Source organism: Microvirga tunisiensis (genome assembly GCF_009296175.1).
Lineage (GTDB): Bacteria > Pseudomonadota > Alphaproteobacteria > Rhizobiales > Beijerinckiaceae > Microvirga > Microvirga tunisiensis.
This window is the reverse complement of the sequence record NZ_VOSK01000049.1, coordinates 18,193-33,019: the sequence shown is the minus strand read 5'-3', so window position 1 is coordinate 33,019 and position 14,827 is coordinate 18,193. Positions and strand designations below refer to the sequence as shown.

12 protein-coding genes and 2 pseudogenes are annotated in these 14,827 nt (G+C 60.0%); 9 read left to right on the top strand and 5 right to left on the bottom strand.

The features are described 5' to 3' along the window. Positions 1–336 (top strand): annotated as a pseudogene (locus FS320_RS47865) (hypothetical protein); the annotation flags it as partial. A 284-nt stretch (positions 337–620) separates the two neighbouring features. Beyond that, positions 621–1,109: pseudogene (locus FS320_RS14715) on the top strand (IS6 family transposase); the annotation flags it as partial. A gap of 340 nt (positions 1,110–1,449) precedes the next feature. Here FS320_RS14715 and FS320_RS14710 read toward each other — a convergent pair. Both FS320_RS14710 and FS320_RS14705 read right to left on the bottom strand, forming a co-directional pair. Beyond that, the gene (locus tag FS320_RS14710) at positions 1,450–3,999 is read right to left on the bottom strand and encodes an ATP-binding protein (protein WP_152712615.1); all 2,550 of its coding nucleotides are present in this window, start codon (positions 3,997–3,999) and stop codon (positions 1,450–1,452) included. Continuing rightward, positions 3,996–6,167 carry an EAL domain-containing response regulator gene (locus FS320_RS14705; protein ID WP_152712614.1) on the bottom strand — a complete coding sequence of 724 codons (2,172 nt, stop codon included), beginning with the start codon at positions 6,165–6,167 and terminating at the stop codon, positions 3,996–3,998. Before FS320_RS14705 ends, FS320_RS14710 begins: the two co-directional genes overlap by 4 nt. A 520-nt stretch (positions 6,168–6,687) precedes the next feature. On the opposite strand from FS320_RS14705, the gene FS320_RS14700 reads away from it, so the two are divergent. The 6 genes from FS320_RS14700 to FS320_RS14675 all read left to right on the top strand — a co-directional run bounded on the left by FS320_RS14700 (position 6,688) and on the right by FS320_RS14675 (position 11,152). Next, a complete protein-coding gene (locus FS320_RS14700; RefSeq protein ID WP_152712613.1) occupies positions 6,688–7,659 on the top strand; it encodes a crotonase/enoyl-CoA hydratase family protein in 972 nt (323 codons plus the stop codon). A 226-nt stretch (positions 7,660–7,885) separates the two neighbouring features. Next, positions 7,886–9,111 (top strand): IS3 family transposase gene (locus FS320_RS14695; RefSeq protein ID WP_152712612.1). Its coding sequence is split into 2 segments (ribosomal slippage): positions 7,886–8,375 and positions 8,375–9,111, totalling 1,227 coding nucleotides; the frame shifts between segments, so codons are not numbered across the junction. A gap of 113 nt (positions 9,112–9,224) precedes the next feature. Beyond that, positions 9,225–9,839 (top strand): type 1 periplasmic-binding domain-containing protein, encoded by a 615-nt coding sequence (locus FS320_RS14690; RefSeq protein ID WP_202882864.1) that lies wholly within the window; start codon positions 9,225–9,227, stop codon positions 9,837–9,839. A gap of 176 nt (positions 9,840–10,015) precedes the next feature. Continuing rightward, on the top strand, positions 10,016–10,453 hold the full coding sequence (locus FS320_RS14685; RefSeq protein WP_152712611.1) for a DUF3574 domain-containing protein: 438 nt from the start codon (positions 10,016–10,018) through the stop codon (positions 10,451–10,453). Between the two features lie 193 nt (positions 10,454–10,646). Next, entirely contained in the window at positions 10,647–10,853 is a 207-nt protein-coding gene (locus FS320_RS14680) for a hypothetical protein (protein ID WP_152712610.1), read from the top strand. 83 nt (positions 10,854–10,936) lie between these two features. Beyond that, entirely contained in the window at positions 10,937–11,152 is a 216-nt protein-coding gene (locus FS320_RS14675; protein WP_152712609.1) for a hypothetical protein, read from the top strand. Between the two features lie 51 nt (positions 11,153–11,203). Here the strand turns inward: FS320_RS14675 and FS320_RS14670 are convergent, their stop codons facing one another. Further along, positions 11,204–11,467: a hypothetical protein gene (locus FS320_RS14670; protein ID WP_152712608.1), complete on the bottom strand. Its 264-nt coding sequence runs from the start codon at positions 11,465–11,467 to the stop codon at positions 11,204–11,206. Between the two features lie 326 nt (positions 11,468–11,793). Here FS320_RS14670 and FS320_RS45160 point away from each other — a divergent pair, with 326 nt between their 5' ends. Continuing rightward, entirely contained in the window at positions 11,794–11,964 is a 171-nt protein-coding gene (locus tag FS320_RS45160) for a hypothetical protein (protein WP_153885305.1), read from the top strand. 977 nt (positions 11,965–12,941) lie between these two features. On the opposite strand, the gene kce is transcribed toward FS320_RS45160, so the two are convergent. Both kce and FS320_RS14660 read right to left on the bottom strand, forming a co-directional pair. Next, positions 12,942–13,868, bottom strand: coding sequence for a 3,5-dioxohexanoate:acetyl-CoA acetone transferase (gene kce, locus FS320_RS14665; protein WP_152712607.1), 927 nt, complete (start codon positions 13,866–13,868; stop codon positions 12,942–12,944). 20 nt (positions 13,869–13,888) lie between these two features. Beyond that, complete coding sequence (locus tag FS320_RS14660) at positions 13,889–14,821, bottom strand: 3-hydroxyacyl-CoA dehydrogenase (RefSeq protein ID WP_152712606.1); 933 nt, start codon at positions 14,819–14,821, stop codon at positions 13,889–13,891. Positions 14,822–14,827: the final 6 nt, after the last annotated feature.

Below are 14,827 nucleotides of genomic sequence, written 5' to 3'. Positions count from 1 at the left end.
ACTTCGCATCTGGTACCGAGGCCCCGTCCAATGGGGATCAATCCACTTGCAGATCCCGCACCGCTTCGAAGTGCCGTCACAAGAGACGGCAGGCCAACCGGTCAAAATCACTGTGTCGAGGATCTAGTAGTTGGTGCCACGGCGGTGATCCGGCATGCTCAGCGGAGCCAGGCCAGGGTGTCGCCCTGGCTCATCGCGCTGCTCAAGCGCAAGCCGCCGAAGCTGGCAGCGGTGGCGCTGGCCAACAAGATCGCGCGGGTTGCCTGGAAGCTGATGGTATCTGGCGAGCACTACGTGGCGCGGGTTGCCCCTGTCGGATCGGGTGGTGCGACGTAGACTGCGGCCCAGCACGATGAGCCAATGGCCTGCTCTCGTGCGGAGCCGATGACGGAACTTGCAAGATGACGAGGAGATGGTGTGATCGATCGATCCAGATCCCGAGACACTCCGAATATGCCACTGGCCCTTCAAGGTCGCGTAAGTGTTTGGAACTCGGGTGGCGGAACCCATCTTGGCCAGCGTTCATGTGCGAGCGCAACAACACAGGCCGGACATATGAACGCAAGCGATCCGATCAAACTATGTCCAAATCTTCTTGCGAGGCGGGGGCCGTCCACATATGGCATGTCGACGAGACCTATATCAGGGTCAGAGGCCAGTGGCGGTATCTCTATCGCGCGATCGACAGCAACGGCGATACGGTCGAATTTTGGTTCAGCGAACGGCGGAATTTGACAGCCGCCAAGCGCTTCCTGCGTAAGGCCCTGAAGCGGCATGGCCGGCCCGAGCGGATCGTCATCGACGGCAGCCAGACCAATCGGGAAGCCATCATATCGTGTGATGCCGAGAGCCGACTGCAGGACCGTTCAAGGCGTCGGCTCAAGCCGATCAAGATCCGGCAGAGCCAGTATCTCAATAACCGTATCGAGCAGGATCACCGCGCCGTCAAACGCCGTGTGCGATCGATGCTCGGCTTCAAGTCCGCTGCCAGCGCCCGCGTGATCCTGAGTGGGATCGAGATGGTTCACATGATGCGCAAAGGACAGGCGAAGTATGCCTGTCGTTCAAACCTCTCGCTTGCCGAGCAGTTCGAGCGGCTCGCTGCATAACGCGGAGCAACGTTTGCTTCCATCTCTGCACTTCAATCAGGATTTGCGACAGAGCCAACGAAGGTGCCGGGTTTGCACTGACGCCGAAAATGGTAGCCCCAAGCCACATCAACGCCTAGAGGGCAGCAGGTAGGACCAGCGGGGTGAAGCGCCGCGTGTTGGGATGAGCAGCCGTCGTCAGCATCACAAGGATGAACAGAAACGTCACTCCTTCCTCGGCGTGAATGGCAGCCCACTCCGCACGAATCCGAGAGATTAGTTCTCGGACTTGCGTCGATGTCGTTCCGCTCGCCAGTGTATGTACGAAGCATCCCTTCGGGCCATCTAGTATGCGTTACGTTCAATCTGGTGATCGCTCTGCGAGAGCGAGGGAGGCGCCTCTCGGAACTATTTGCAGTTCCTTAGGGACATTTGTCGCTGTTGTAAAACTCGCAGGGTTCATTGCTCCCTTCACGGAAGAAAGCCGCTTCTTCAGCAGGTCGTGTGTAAGTTCGAGGGCACGTACCAATCTCTCGACCTGACCGGCTCCACTCGTGGCGAGATCTGTGCTGGTGATCCTTCTCCAGCTGACGCAGATCTCGTGCACGGTTCTTGCTCCTACATTCGCGGAGGCGCTCTGCAGGCCATGAGCCTCGAGGCGGAACCTATGCGAGTCACCCGCGGCTGCTGCGCTCCGCAACTCGACGATAAGACGTTCCGCGTCCGAGAAGAATTCCTCCACGAGGTTGAGAACGAATACTCTCCCTCCTAGTTGCTCCAACTCCGCAAGCAAGGATTCGTCAATGACGGAAGAATGTGCATCCGGCGGACTGCCGACAGCCGGGACAGTCTCGGCTGACGCTGAGGCGGGGGAGGAGCCCGCATGCTCGTCGATCGCTTTGAGCAACGCTGCAGGCTGAACCGGCTTGGTTAGGCAGGCATCCATCCCCGCGGCATGGGTTCCGGCGACGATCTCCGGCGTCGCGTCGGCCGTGAGGGCGATGATCGGGATGCGGGTGCCCTGGGGCTCCGTGAACCGGAACAACTTGGCAGCTTCGATACCCGTCATTACGGGCATGTTGATGTCCATGATGACGAGGTCGAATTTCTCCGCCTCTAGGACATTGAGAGCTTCCTCGCCGTTTTCGACACATCGGGCGACATGTCCACCGCGCTCCAGGATCTTCGAGATCACGAGACGGTTCGTGGCGTTGTCGTCCGCCACCAGGATCGAAAGGGGCCGGGACGCGGCTGGAAGCTCCATCCTGCCCGGTTCACTCCACAGCGATTGAGCCCAGGACGTCTGAGCGGCCGTCGCGGACACAGCGGTCCCTGCCTCGACCGCCGTGAAATCGAATGGCAGTACGCTGCTCGACACATGGGTCAGGCACGGCTCCACAAAGCTCCGGGGAGCGTTCGGGCGGATCAGAACCGGAGGGACGGGAAGGGCGGCCTTCTCGATCTCGGCCGCCAGAGCCTCGGCGGGCAGGTCGCTGCAGCAGAACAGGACGACCAGCTCGCTCCGGGCCTGCAGAATCCATTCCTTCGCCTCAAGAAGGTTCCGAGCGACGGGGCAGTCGCCCCCGCCAAGCCGGGGCGCGAGGGCCTGTGCAAGGCCCGGATCGGCGCAAACTAGGAGGGATTGGAACGGAGGAGGCTGCTGCTCGCCGGGAGCGTTGCCGCCCAATGTTTCCATCGGCAGGATGAACCAGAAGGAGCTGCCGTGCCCTTCCTGGCTGTCCACGCCGATCCGGCCACCCATGGCCTCTATCAGCTGCCGGCAGATAGCGAGGCCGAGCCCAGTTCCACCGAAGCGGTTGATGATGGTCTCGTCGGCCTGGGTGAAGCTGTCGAAGATCCGGCTCATGGTCTGCGGGGCGATGCCGATGCCCGTGTCGGACACAACGAAGCGGACGAAGCTCCTGCCGTTCTCAGTCACAGGACGGGCTGCGAGGGTGACATAGCCCCGTTCCGTGAATTTGATGGCGTTGCTGAGCAGGTTGAGCAGGATCTCCTCGAGATGATGCTTCGGCCCATGGAGTTGAAGCGGTGTCTGCGGGGCGATATGGATCGTTGCCCGAAGCCCTTTCTGCTGAGCTTGTGTGAGAACCATAGCGCGAGCGGTGGACAGCACCTCCAGCAGATCGAAGTCGATCCGTTCGATCGGCATCTTTCCCGCTTCGATGCGCGACAGGCTCAGGATGCTGTTGATCTGCCGCAGCAGGGCTTCGCCGGCGGAACCGATCGTGCGGATAATGCCGCGCTGCTCCGCGTCGAGATTAGTCTCGGCCATGAGGCCCGACAGGCCGATGATCGCGTTCAGTGGCGTTCTCAGCTCATGGCTGACGCTAGCGAGGAACAGGGTCTTCGTTCTATTGGCCGCTTCCGCCTGGGCCTTGGCGCTGGAAAGCTTCCGGATTAGCGTGCTGGCATAGAGCGGAAGCACGATCAGGCTCAGCAGTAGGGTCGCGGAGAGATAAATGTCGTCGTGCCATCTCGGCGTAGTGTAGATGACCATTGTGAAGCAGACCACCGAGACGGCCATCGCAAGATAGAGAAACCGGATGCCGAAGCGGAATCCGTTGCCGAACGTGATCCAGAGATAGAGCAGGAAAAGAACGGACGACGTCTCCCCGACGTAGTGGAGCTGCACGGAAGCCGTCGCGAGATCGCTGACGATGGCGATGATCCGCCGGATCGTCGATTGGTGCGGCCTGAGGAGAATGTGAATGGCGATGCCCGCCGAGACGAGGGCGAAGATCGTTGCGGCGATCAGCGCCTCGCGCGGGACGGAGGTGTTGATCCAAAAGGTGTAGGCCGCGATCAGGCTCAGGAAGATGAGCCTGTTGAGGCTCATCTCGTGCTCGCGATCGGGGCTATTCTTCAGCCGCGACAGGATGTCGGTGATCACGAAGCCTGGGCCTTCTTGGGGAGCGCGCCCTGGTTCCGCAGTAGGTAGCGAGGATCGTCCCTGAGCAGGGATTCGAAAATGCCGGACGGCACGGGACGGCTGAACAGATAGCCCTGAGCCTCGTTGCAGGCATGGCTGAGCAGGCATGCGAGCTGGGGATTAGTCTCGACGCCTTCAGCGATCACTTTCAACTCCAGGCTGCGGGCCAGGGAGATGATCGCTCTGACGATGGCCTCGTCGCGGCTCCCCGCCAGAAGGCTCGAGATGAACGAGCGATCGATCTTCAAGGTGTCAACGTCGAAGTTCTTGAGATAGCTGAGGGAGGAGAAGCCCACGCCGAAATCGTCTATGGCGACCCTCACCCCGAGCTCCTTTAGGCTGCGCAGAACCTGCCTGGTGCGCTCTACGTCCTTGAGAAGGCTGCCCTCGGTGAGCTCGAGTTCGAGGAATCCGGGATCCAGGCCAGTTTCCTCGAGGGTGTTCTCGACAACCTGGACGATGTCCTGTCGGAGAAACTGCAGGGGTGATAGGTTGACCGAGATCCTGAGCGGAGCGAGCCCGAGGCTCTGCCACGCAGCGGCCTGCCTACAAGCCTTTGCAAGAACCCAGGCGCCGATCTCGTTGATCAGTCCCGTTTCTTCTGCAATGTCGATGAACACGTTAGGCGACGTGAGGCCGAATTCGGGCCTTCGCCAGCGCAGGAGAGCCTCTGCTCCCGCGATGGCTCCCGTCGCGAGATCGATCTGAGGCTGGTAGTAGAGTTCGAACTGCTCCTGAGCGATCGCTTTGCGGAGGTCGGCCTCCAGGCTGATGTTGTTCCACGAGATGCTGTCCATCTCGGGCGAGTAGAAGCGCATCGTGTTTCTTCCCTCGGCCTTTGCCTGGTACATGGCGAGGTCCGCGTATCGGAGCAGCTTGTCGGCATTCCCGCAGTCCCGCGGCGCCAGGGTGATGCCGATCGTGCAGCCTATCCTGAGTTCGGTCTCTTCAAGGAGGAACGGCGCAGAGAGGGAATCGATAATCCTGCGCGCCAGGCTCTCCGCGTCCTCCGGCGCTGCGATATCTGCCTGCACGACGACGAACTCGTCGCCGGACATTCGCGCGACGAGATCGGTGCTCGAAACTACCCCGAGAAGGCGGCCTGCCACCAACTGGAGTATGCGGTCGCCTCCGGCATGGCCGAGCGCATCGTTGACCGCCTTGAACCGGTCGAGATCTATCAAGAGGATCGCGAAACACGCACCCTCGCTGGATATCTCTTGCTGGATCCAGTCGTTGAGCATTCTCCGGTTGGGAAGGTCGGTCAGGGTGTCGTGCAGCGCGATGTGCCGCAATGTGCTTTCCGCCTGTTTGCGTTCCGTGATGTCGATCGACGTGGTCAGGACGCTCGTCTCCGCACCGGCAAGGGCGGGCATCGAAGTCTTGGTGGTCAGGAAGGCCCTTTCGGCGCCGGAGATGTCGACAATGCTCTCCTCGAAGCTCACGGCGCTTCGCTGGCTCTTCAGAATGGATCTGTGAACCTGATGACTGAAGTCCAGCTTGTTGCTGCGCAGAACGTCGCTGAGCAGCTTTCCCGTCAGGGCCTCTGGCGTGGAGCTGACGAAATCGGCGAAATGGGCGTTCACGAAGACGATGCGGCTGTTCTTGTCGGTGGCACTGATCAGGGCAGGGACGGTGTCGATCACCTGGGCCAGGGCTTCCCGGCTGCTGCGAACGAGCTCCTCCTGCGAGCGCTCGCTTATGCGCAGCTGCTGCTCGAGGGCTTGGGCGCGGCCTTTGATCTGCTGCTGCTGGCGCTGCAGCTTGAGGAGATTGCGTGCGCGGGTGACGAACTCATAATGATCGACGGGCGACCGGAGAAAGTCGGTTGCACCCGCCTCCAGGGCGCGAAGCCGGAAGGCCCTGTCGTCGTAAGCAGTGATGACGATGATCGGGACATCGACTCCGTTGGCGCTCCCTCTTGCATGCCTGGTGAATTCCGCTCCGTCCATGCCGGGCATCCGAAAGTCGGTCACGATCAGGTCGGCGGCGTTGCCCTGGAGCCATTCGAGAGCCTCGATCGGCGCGGCAAAGGCATGCACTTCTACGCCATCCTCGATCGTCTGAGCGAGCCGGGAATAGATATTGCGGTTGGTGCTTTTGTCGTCGAGGATCAGAATGACTGCCATATGTTGCCCCCGGCATCCTTCGGACTGCTCGTGCAGCCGCTCCTCGGAATCTGCTGAACCTGGTCAGTGAACCCGGGCTGCCGACCTTTTTCTTCGATGCCATTTCGCGGATCGCGGTATGTCCTAGCGCGTGCCGTTTATCTTTCTCGATAATCCATTCGTATCTACTGCCTGTTCGCGGTCTTGCATTTCAGAATATCTGAAATGTGCTTAGGGTCAGGATACTATTCATACCGCAAGAACGTAGAGAATGTATGCTGCTTTGGTTGGAGTTGGTATCGGATTGGTTAATGCAATGTCTTTTAGTTCAATTTGATGACCTCTATATTGTAATAAAGGATCATTTTATTCTGGCCATGACATGATGATGTTAACCACGCGTGAAGACAAATCTTCCTAGGGGCTATCAACGACACTGTTAGGAGATCATTATCCTTAAGGAATGTCGCCTCCTCAAGGGGTGCCGCTCGGCAGCGGGATGAAGCCCGCTGCGTTAAAATTCTCTATGACGGAGAACAGAATGTTATCCCCGCTGGCCAAGGTCGATGGCCGTTCCTATGCTGACGAGCAACTCTTTGTAGATCGGGACATCCCGACGCCTGCCGCTCCCGCACCGAAGCCCGTGGCCGAGCCGGCCCGGTCCAGCCCGACCAACCTCCTGCTGCCGCATATCGACGTGAAACTCGACTTCGATCAGAAGATCTACTGGGCCGCCATGCGGCCGAGCCGGCACCCGATGATCACGATGGAGCTTCTGCAGGACATGATGTGCGTGCAGGAATCCGTGCGGGCGATCATGGAGGAGGGAAACCGCGAGCAGCGTCAGCACCTCGAATACTTTGTTGCCGGATCCCAGACGCCGGGCGTGTACAATTTCGGCGGAAACTTGGCGTATTTCGCGGATTGCATCCAGCGCGAGGATTCTGCAGGCCTGCGGAAATACGCCTATGCCTGCATCGATGTGGTGTATGGAAATTCAGTGGCGTTCCAACCCCCCCTGATCACGATTGCCCTCGTGCAGGGCGATGCGTTGGGTGGTGGGTTCGAATGCGCCCTGTCCTTCGACGTGCTCGTCGCCGAGAAAAGCGCGAAGATGGGCCTGCCCGAGGTCCTGTTCAACCTGTTCCCCGGCATGGGAGCCTACAGCTTCCTCTCGAGGAAGATCGGAACGGCTGCGGCCGAGAAGATGATCATGAGCGGGAAGGTCTACACCGCCGATGAACTGCATCAGCTCGGGGTTGTCGATGTGCTTGCCGAGGACGGCCAGGGAGAGAATGCAGTCATGGATTACATCGCCCGCAACCGGCGCAAGCACAATGCTCACAGGGCGATCTACCGCTCAAGGAGGCGCATCGACCCAGTCACGTATGAAGAACTGCGGGACATCGTCGACGTTTGGGTCGAAGCCGCCATGAATCTCGATGAGCAGGACCTGCGTAAGATGATGCGACTCGTCACCGCGCAAGAGCGACGCTCGGACAAACATGAATAGGCGTCAGCATGCCGCTCGCGGGCGAGGGGAGGATCCTTGTTCTTGAGGGAGCGCTTCACCTCACGGCTGCCGGCGAGAGGGCGCAGTCGGTCGAAGGCGCGTTTGCGAAACTCGTAGAGGCCGGTTCTGGGAGTGTTTGCAAGGACGTATCATCACGAGGAATATATTCCTTTAGCCCACAGTTTTCTGAGACACCCTGTAAGCGGACGGGATTCGCAGAAGGGTGATGACGATGACAGAGACGATGAAGGATGCGGCCAGTCCGGGCCGCGGTGGGCGCATGTCGCGCCAGCGCAAGCGTGAGGCGGTTCTGCGGCTGCTGCGCGGTGAGGATCTGGACACGGTCTCGCGCTCGCTGGGTGTGACGGCCGCCACGCTGAGCGGCTGGCGCGAGGCTTTCCTGGCTGCCGGCGAGGCCAGCCTGGCCACTCGTCCGGCCACCGGCGAGGTGCTGGAGACCGAGCGGCTCAAGGCGCGGCTCGGCGCGATGCTGCTGGAACGGGAACTGCTGGAGGCCAAGATTGCCCCTGGAGAGCGGCCGTCCTTTAGCCCAGAGGAGGTCGAGGCGATGAGCCGGGCCCTCTCGCCGAGCAGCGGCCAGCCTTATGGCCTGGCCTGCGTCTGCCGGATCTGGCGGGTGGCCCGCGCAAGCGTCTACCGCCATCGCAAACCGCAGCCGGACCGGCAGCGCCGCGGCCCGGTCGGACCGCTTCCGATCTGGAACTCACCACCGAGATCCGCGCCGTCCTGGCGGCGAGCCCGTTCCATGGCGAGGGTCATCGGAAAGTCTGGGCTCGTCTGCGCGTGAAGGGCATCCGCACCTCGCTCCGCCGCGTGTTGCGGCTGATGCGCGAGCACGACCTGCTGGCGCCGTCCCGCACGGGTCGGCCGCGTGGACCCCGCAACCACGACGGCACGATCATTCCGGAGACCATCGACACCATGTGGGACACCGACATGACCACCGCTTGGACCGGCGAAGGACCCGCCGCCGTGTTCGTGGCGGTGGATCATCACAGTGCCGAGTGCGTCGGCATTCACGCCAGCCGCCAGGGCACCCGCTTCGAGGCCTCGGAGCCGCTGCGCCAAGGCGTGCGCGAGCATTTTGGCGGCATTGCCCAGGAGATTGCTTCAGGCCTGTCGGTCCGGCACGATCACGGGAGTCAGTACATGTCACGGGCGTTCCAGGATGAGTTGCGCTTTCTCGCGATCGAGAGTTCGCCTGCTTTCGTGCGAGCTCCGGAAGGGAATGGCTGTGCGGAACGATTCATCCGCACGCTCAAGGAGAACATGCTGTGGGTGCACTACTTCGAGACCATCGAGGAGATGCGGCAGGCGCTGCTGGCCTTTCGGGAGAGCTACAATTCCACTTGGCTGATTGCCCGGCACGGCTTCCAGAGCCCGGCTGCCGTTCGGCATAAGCAGCTTCCATCCGCGGCACTTGCCGCGTAGGCTTCAATCCGGTGTCTCAAAAACCGCGGGCGATACACCTGAAAGCCGCAGGCGAGCTCGGGTACATTCCGAACCGGGCTGCGCAGCAACTAAGAAAAGCCAGTCGAGAGTCGGTGGCCGTGATCACGGCCAGCACGTCGAACTCCTACTATCTCGATCTCATGGCAGGCATCCAGCACGCTCTCAAGCCAGCCAATTGGACGGTCGTGGTCGCAGATGTCGCGGTAGACGGCGTATACGAGTCACTCCTCGAGGATCGAATCGTTCGCAGGTTGATCGAATCCCGTACAGCTGGGGTTATTTCGACACTGACTCTGAAGCCGGAAAACACGAAGCTCTTTGCCAACTGGGATATTCCCGTCGTGTTCGTGGATTCCTCTCCCCCTGCCAATGCGGCGAACTTTCCGAGCGTGACAACCGACAACTACAACGCCAGTCTGCTCGTTGGGCAACATCTCGCCGAACATGGATACAAGGATTGGACCTTCCTTGTGTACCCGACCAAATGGTCTACCCGGTTTGACCGCGAGCGTGGGATACGTGACGCTGCCCGTCTTCATAACGCACGTGTCGATGTGATTGAATGCGACAATGATAGTGAAGCCGCATATGAGGCACTGGGCGTTCACTTGAGCAAATCCAAGCCGGTTCCACAGGTCCTCATTGCAGGTAACAACCCCTTGCTGCTTGGGGCCCTCAAGCTCCTGCGACATGTGAATGCGGAATAAACTGAAAGATACTGTCAGGCTAACCGAAGGGTGGGAGTCCTGTTGCACCTATGCAGAATTCCTTACCCAGGCTATGTCGGCGAGAGTGTTGAGAGAGGTTCATAGTGAAGACAGGTAAGAAGGAAGCGGATCAACGCGGCCCTACTGAAGGCCGCTAACAAGTGAGGGACGGATACATGAGCAGGGCCGTCTCCTCTTGCCTGATGCTGGCCTTGCTGGTTCCGGCGGTAGCGGGCTGTGCCACATCGGGTATTCCTGTTCAATCGAGCATTTCCAGTTGCGAGGCGGGCGATCAGTCGATGGTTCGCGACACGCTCTACTTTGGCCATAACCGCCCCAACGGGGGAAGAGTCCGCGAGGCCGAGTGGCGGCAGTTCCTGAATGAAGTCATCACGCCACGCTTTCCGGATGGGCTAACGGTGGTGAAGGCAACCGGGCAATGGCGGAATGCAAGCGGCCACATCGAGCAAGAAGCGTCCCAAGTCGTGACCATACTCCATGCCGGTGACCCCACGGCACGAGGGAAGATCTCAGAGGTCATGGCCGAGTACCAACAGCGCTTTGACCAGGAGGCCGTCCTGCGCGAGCGTACCGCGACCTGCGCACGCTTCTGATCCGCCAAAGCGGCTGAAGTCCTGGAGCACCGCGGCTATCAGATCCGCCTTGGCCCAAGTGGCTCGGAATGGATGGCTTTGGTGGCGATAACCAAACAGCGCCCGACCCTAACCATGGCTTCGGATCGTGAGGCTGTCCTCGTTTAGGCCACGAGTGGATTGATCGACAGCTGGTCCCTGATAAGAACTCGGGATGACCTACGGCCTGATCCAACTCGCGCCCAGGGCCTATGATCTATTCCTGCATGGAGAGGTTGTGGGCAGTGTGGTGCGCAACAGTTCATACCAGCCTTACACCTGGACAGCGGAGCTGCTTGAGGATGTACCTCCTGCTCGGAGGCCAGCACCCTTCACGACGGCGGAAAGCGGCCGCATCATTCCCGTCGACGCCATCGCGTAAGGCTCGAAATCGCCGTTGCTTGAACAGGCCAGGGCAGCTCCGTCACGTGCTCCGTTCGCCCTGGCTGACACCGGCTCCGCGCTGTGAGCCAACACTCACAAGCCCGGCAGGCTTTCCTAGAGGCAGCGATTGACTTCTGCCGATCCGAGAAAGCCAAGATCCTGAAGCCTTCCCACAAGATCCAAGGCCGCAAGCGCACCCTGCGGGAGATTGCGGATGAATTGGCCAGTACCGGCTTCATGACAGGCACTGGCAAGCCCTATGCGGCAGCCGCTGTTACCAGGATGATCAAGGCTTAAAAAGCATCCGGCGCTGGCGCAAACTCGTCCCAACGGGCTTTCAGATGGCGATCAGCGTGGACGCCGCACAGACCCTGTGTATGTGGGTTGTTGCAACGACCGTTGCTGCAATTCCTGTTGCTTGAGTGCCTCGAACGCCGCCTTGTTGGCACGTCCTTCCTCCATGAGCCGCTGAATGTGACCATCGCGCATCATCTCGTAGGACATCTCGGTGAATTGAGGGACGAAAGTGTCGGTACTGCCACGATCTGCAAAGGCAGCCGCAGGAGTTAGTGCCACGCCAAGCGTAAGAGCAAGGATCGGTGAGCTTTTCATGAGAGGCCTCCTTTGCCGCAATCAAGGACAAGGACCGACATCAACCTCGGCTTTATGCCTGCCGATGTCGGTACGCTGGCACACGTGTCTGCATTGGGTTTCACTGCGCCAGTATTTGTTGATGATATTCTTGATGCAGAAGGATTTCTGTGATGATCAGCACAGACAAGACGATCAATGCGTGCGGCACAAGGGCGGCTTGCGCCAGCTAGCTAAATTTCAACCAGTCTTCTGCGAAATGTGAACCACATCACAGCTTAGTCTGCTGCAATCGGGATATCATGAAGCACGAGGAGCGATATCAGGCTGTATTAGGAACATGGATCATGCAGTTTCGAGGGAAAACCCGAGCCGAGGCAAAGCGGATCCGGTCCGAGGCCGAGGCATTCTTCGCAGAAGGACATTCGACGTCCTGGATGATCTGCAAGGCAGGCTTTCACCTTCTTCTCGACATCAGCGTCCTGTCAGCTGTGATGTCGCTGGCGCATCTGAACTAAAGATTGTCAAGGGCGCTCTGGAGGGGTGATGGAAGGGGCGATCAATCAGTCAGACACCGCCACCATGACCGGCATTCGACAGGAGCCGTCTGCTTTGGTTTAGCCATTCGCCTTTACTCAGCGCTTGCTTTCGCGGGGCGCAGCCTCTGTCTGTGCCACGCGGACACGGCGGGCCGGCGCCTGTGGCGGAGTTGGCGGTTTACGCGCAACCAAGCCAGCTTTGAGAACTCCAGTCTGCGGCTGACGACCTGCAGATGAGACGGCTCGAAGCGGAGCGCGAGCTGTGACTGGCGTTGGCTGAACCAAGACCTTCTCTTGGGCAAGGCGAGCGATCTCATTCTGAGCAAAATCCGACGACATGCTGGAATCTGGAACTTTGGTGACTAAGCTCTGGGCTTTGTCCCGTTCGGGCAGTGTTGGCCTCTGACCTGCTGGAAATGCGGCCGCCGGTGCCGATGACTGACGCTCAGCTTCCACGGTCAACCCGCGTGATCCAGAAAACAGGCTCCATCCCGCGACAGTGCCCACTACCAAGACCATGGCGGCGGCTTGGTACCGGCGCAGGAGAGTTCGCGTGAAGGCCTGAAACATCGAAGCTCCTGGAGCAGTAAGACCATGGCTGGAGGACAACCGTCTGGATCAGAACGGTCAGCTTGTGGCGCTCCCGAGAGTGGCGCCTGTGTGCCTCAGAATAGATCTATCATGGTAGTTGAACCGTTAAGATGCGATGGCGGAATAGGTGCGCTGAAGTGTCAAGCTCGTTTAGGTCGAACGTCCCGATGCCGCAAGACTTCTTGTCAAAACCATAGTTCAGCGTAATTTCTGTCGCGTTAACTTGGCAGTGCCTGAACAAGCGGCCGGATTGCAATACCGACTTTCTGTTCGCGACCGTTGGTTGAGCGGCAATGGCATCGTCGAGGAAACTCAATAAAGGACGTGATTAAGGGCCTGCGAATACACAACCTCGTCTAAATATCCTAGAAGTTGACCCGGTCGCCGCCTTTTAGTGTCAGCATCTCACGGGCATCATCAGGAGTGGCGATTTCTAAGCCGAGCCCCTCGATGATCTGGCGCGCCAGCCTAACCTGCTGAGCATTGGATTCCGCAAGCTTGCCGGGCCCGATCCAGAGGGAGTCCTCAAGCCCAACCCGGACGTTGCCGCCCATGGAGGCCGCCTGGGCGGCGATTGCGAGCTGGCTTCTACCCGCGCCGAGCACCGACCATTGATAATTATCCCCAAACAGCCGGTCGGCTGTGCGCTTCATGTGCGCGACATCCTCCGGGTGAGGCCCAATGCCGCCGAGAAGACCAAAAACGCTCTGAACGAAAAGAGGTGGCTTGATGATGCCGCGATCCACGAAGTGGGCGAGAGTATAAAGATGCCCGATATCATAGCATTCGATCTCGAACCGTGTGCCGTTCTCCGAGCAGGTGGTTAGGATGTACTCGATATCCGCGAAGGTGTTGCGGAAGATCCGGTCCCTGGAGCCTTCGAGGTAGGGGAGTTCCCAATCATACTTGAAGTCCCTGAAGCGGTTCAGCATAGGGTAGAGGCCAAAATTCATCGACCCCATGTTCAGCGAGGCGACCTCTGGCTTGTAATGGGCCGCCGGCCTGACGCGCTCCTCGACCAGCATGGTGGGCGCGCCGCCCGTCGTGATGTTGATGACGCAGTTCGACCGTTGCTTAATGACCTGCAGGAAAGGCGCGAACGCTTCGGGGGACTGATCTGGCTTGCCGTTTTGCGGGTCCCGCGCATGCAGATGCACAATTGCCGCGCCGGCCTCGGCTGCGCCGATAGCTGCTTCGGCAATTTCCTCAGGGGTGATCGGCAGGTGGGGGGACATCGACGGCGTATGGATCGCACCTGTGACGGCGCAGGTAATGATGACTTTGCGGGCCATGGACTCATTCTCTCGTAAAATCAGGCTTCGGGTTGGGATTTCTTGTGCGCCCTCAGGGCAGCCAAGCGCTTGTCCCGCCAAACGGAACGGCACGCGAGCGTGTCTGCGCTGGGCGCTCCACCCCAGGCTTCCAGGATGCGGCTCACGTTGCCCTCATCCCAGACATCGGGCCTCGCTGGGTCTGCACTGAGGCTGCGGTAGAATCCGGTATAGCGTTTGCAGTAATCGGCGATACCGCCAGGCGCGTTGAGCTCGATGGTCTCGAACGGGCCGATAAAAGACCAGCGCAGGCCAAGGCCGTCCTTCAAGGTCTTATCGAGATCCTGGGGACTGACCACGCCCTCGCCGGCCAGTCGGAAGGCCTCAGCCAGAAGCGCGCCCTGCAAACGGTTGAGAACGAAGCCCTCGACCTCTCGGTTCACAATGATCGGAACCTGCTCGATGCTCTCGTAGATTCTGCGGGCCCGCTCGATAATTTCGGGCTCGGACCAGGGAGCGCCGCAGAGTTCGACGAGCGGCACCAGATGAGGAGGATTGACCGGATGCGCGACCAGACAGCGGGCGCGACCAGGCAGCGATTCCGTAAACCGCGATGCGACGATCGCCGAGGTCGACGAGGCCAGAATAGCGTGATCTGGGCACAGCCGGTCGAGTTCAGCAAAAATCGCAAGCTTCGTACTAACGCTTTCGGGACCATTCTCCTGAACGATGTCCACGCCGCTGACCGCATCCGCAAGGGAGTGTACAAACGCGACACGCTCCATCGCGAGCGCCGGGTCCGCTATAAGGCCGTGGACAGCCAGTTCTTCAAGCCCCTCGCGGATGAGGGGGGGCGCGCTCTCAAGAGCTCGGGGCTCCGGGTCCGTGACACGTACCTGCCAGCCCGCCCGGGCGAACACGATCGCCCAGGATCGGCCAATCAGCCCGGCGCCAATGATCGCAACACTTGCCATTCAAGC

Bases quoted from the DNA above. Each gene is read 5' to 3' on its own strand.
- FS320_RS14700 (WP_152712613.1), top strand. From the start codon at position 6,688: ATGTTATCCCCGCTGGCCAAGGTCGATGGCCGTTCCTATGCTGACGAG.
- FS320_RS14685 (WP_152712611.1), top strand. From the start codon at position 10,016: ATGAGCAGGGCCGTCTCCTCTTGCCTGATGCTGGCCTTGCTGGTTCCG.
- FS320_RS45160 (WP_153885305.1), top strand. From the start codon at position 11,794: ATGCAGTTTCGAGGGAAAACCCGAGCCGAGGCAAAGCGGATCCGGTCC.
- FS320_RS14705 (WP_152712614.1), bottom strand. From the start codon at position 6,167: ATGGCAGTCATTCTGATCCTCGACGACAAAAGCACCAACCGCAATATC.
- FS320_RS14670 (WP_152712608.1), bottom strand. From the start codon at position 11,467: ATGAAAAGCTCACCGATCCTTGCTCTTACGCTTGGCGTGGCACTAACT.
- kce (WP_152712607.1), bottom strand. From the start codon at position 13,868: ATGGCCCGCAAAGTCATCATTACCTGCGCCGTCACAGGTGCGATCCAT.
- FS320_RS14680 (WP_152712610.1), top strand. From the start codon at position 10,647: ATGACCTACGGCCTGATCCAACTCGCGCCCAGGGCCTATGATCTATTC.
- FS320_RS14660 (WP_152712606.1), bottom strand. From the start codon at position 14,821: ATGGCAAGTGTTGCGATCATTGGCGCCGGGCTGATTGGCCGATCCTGG.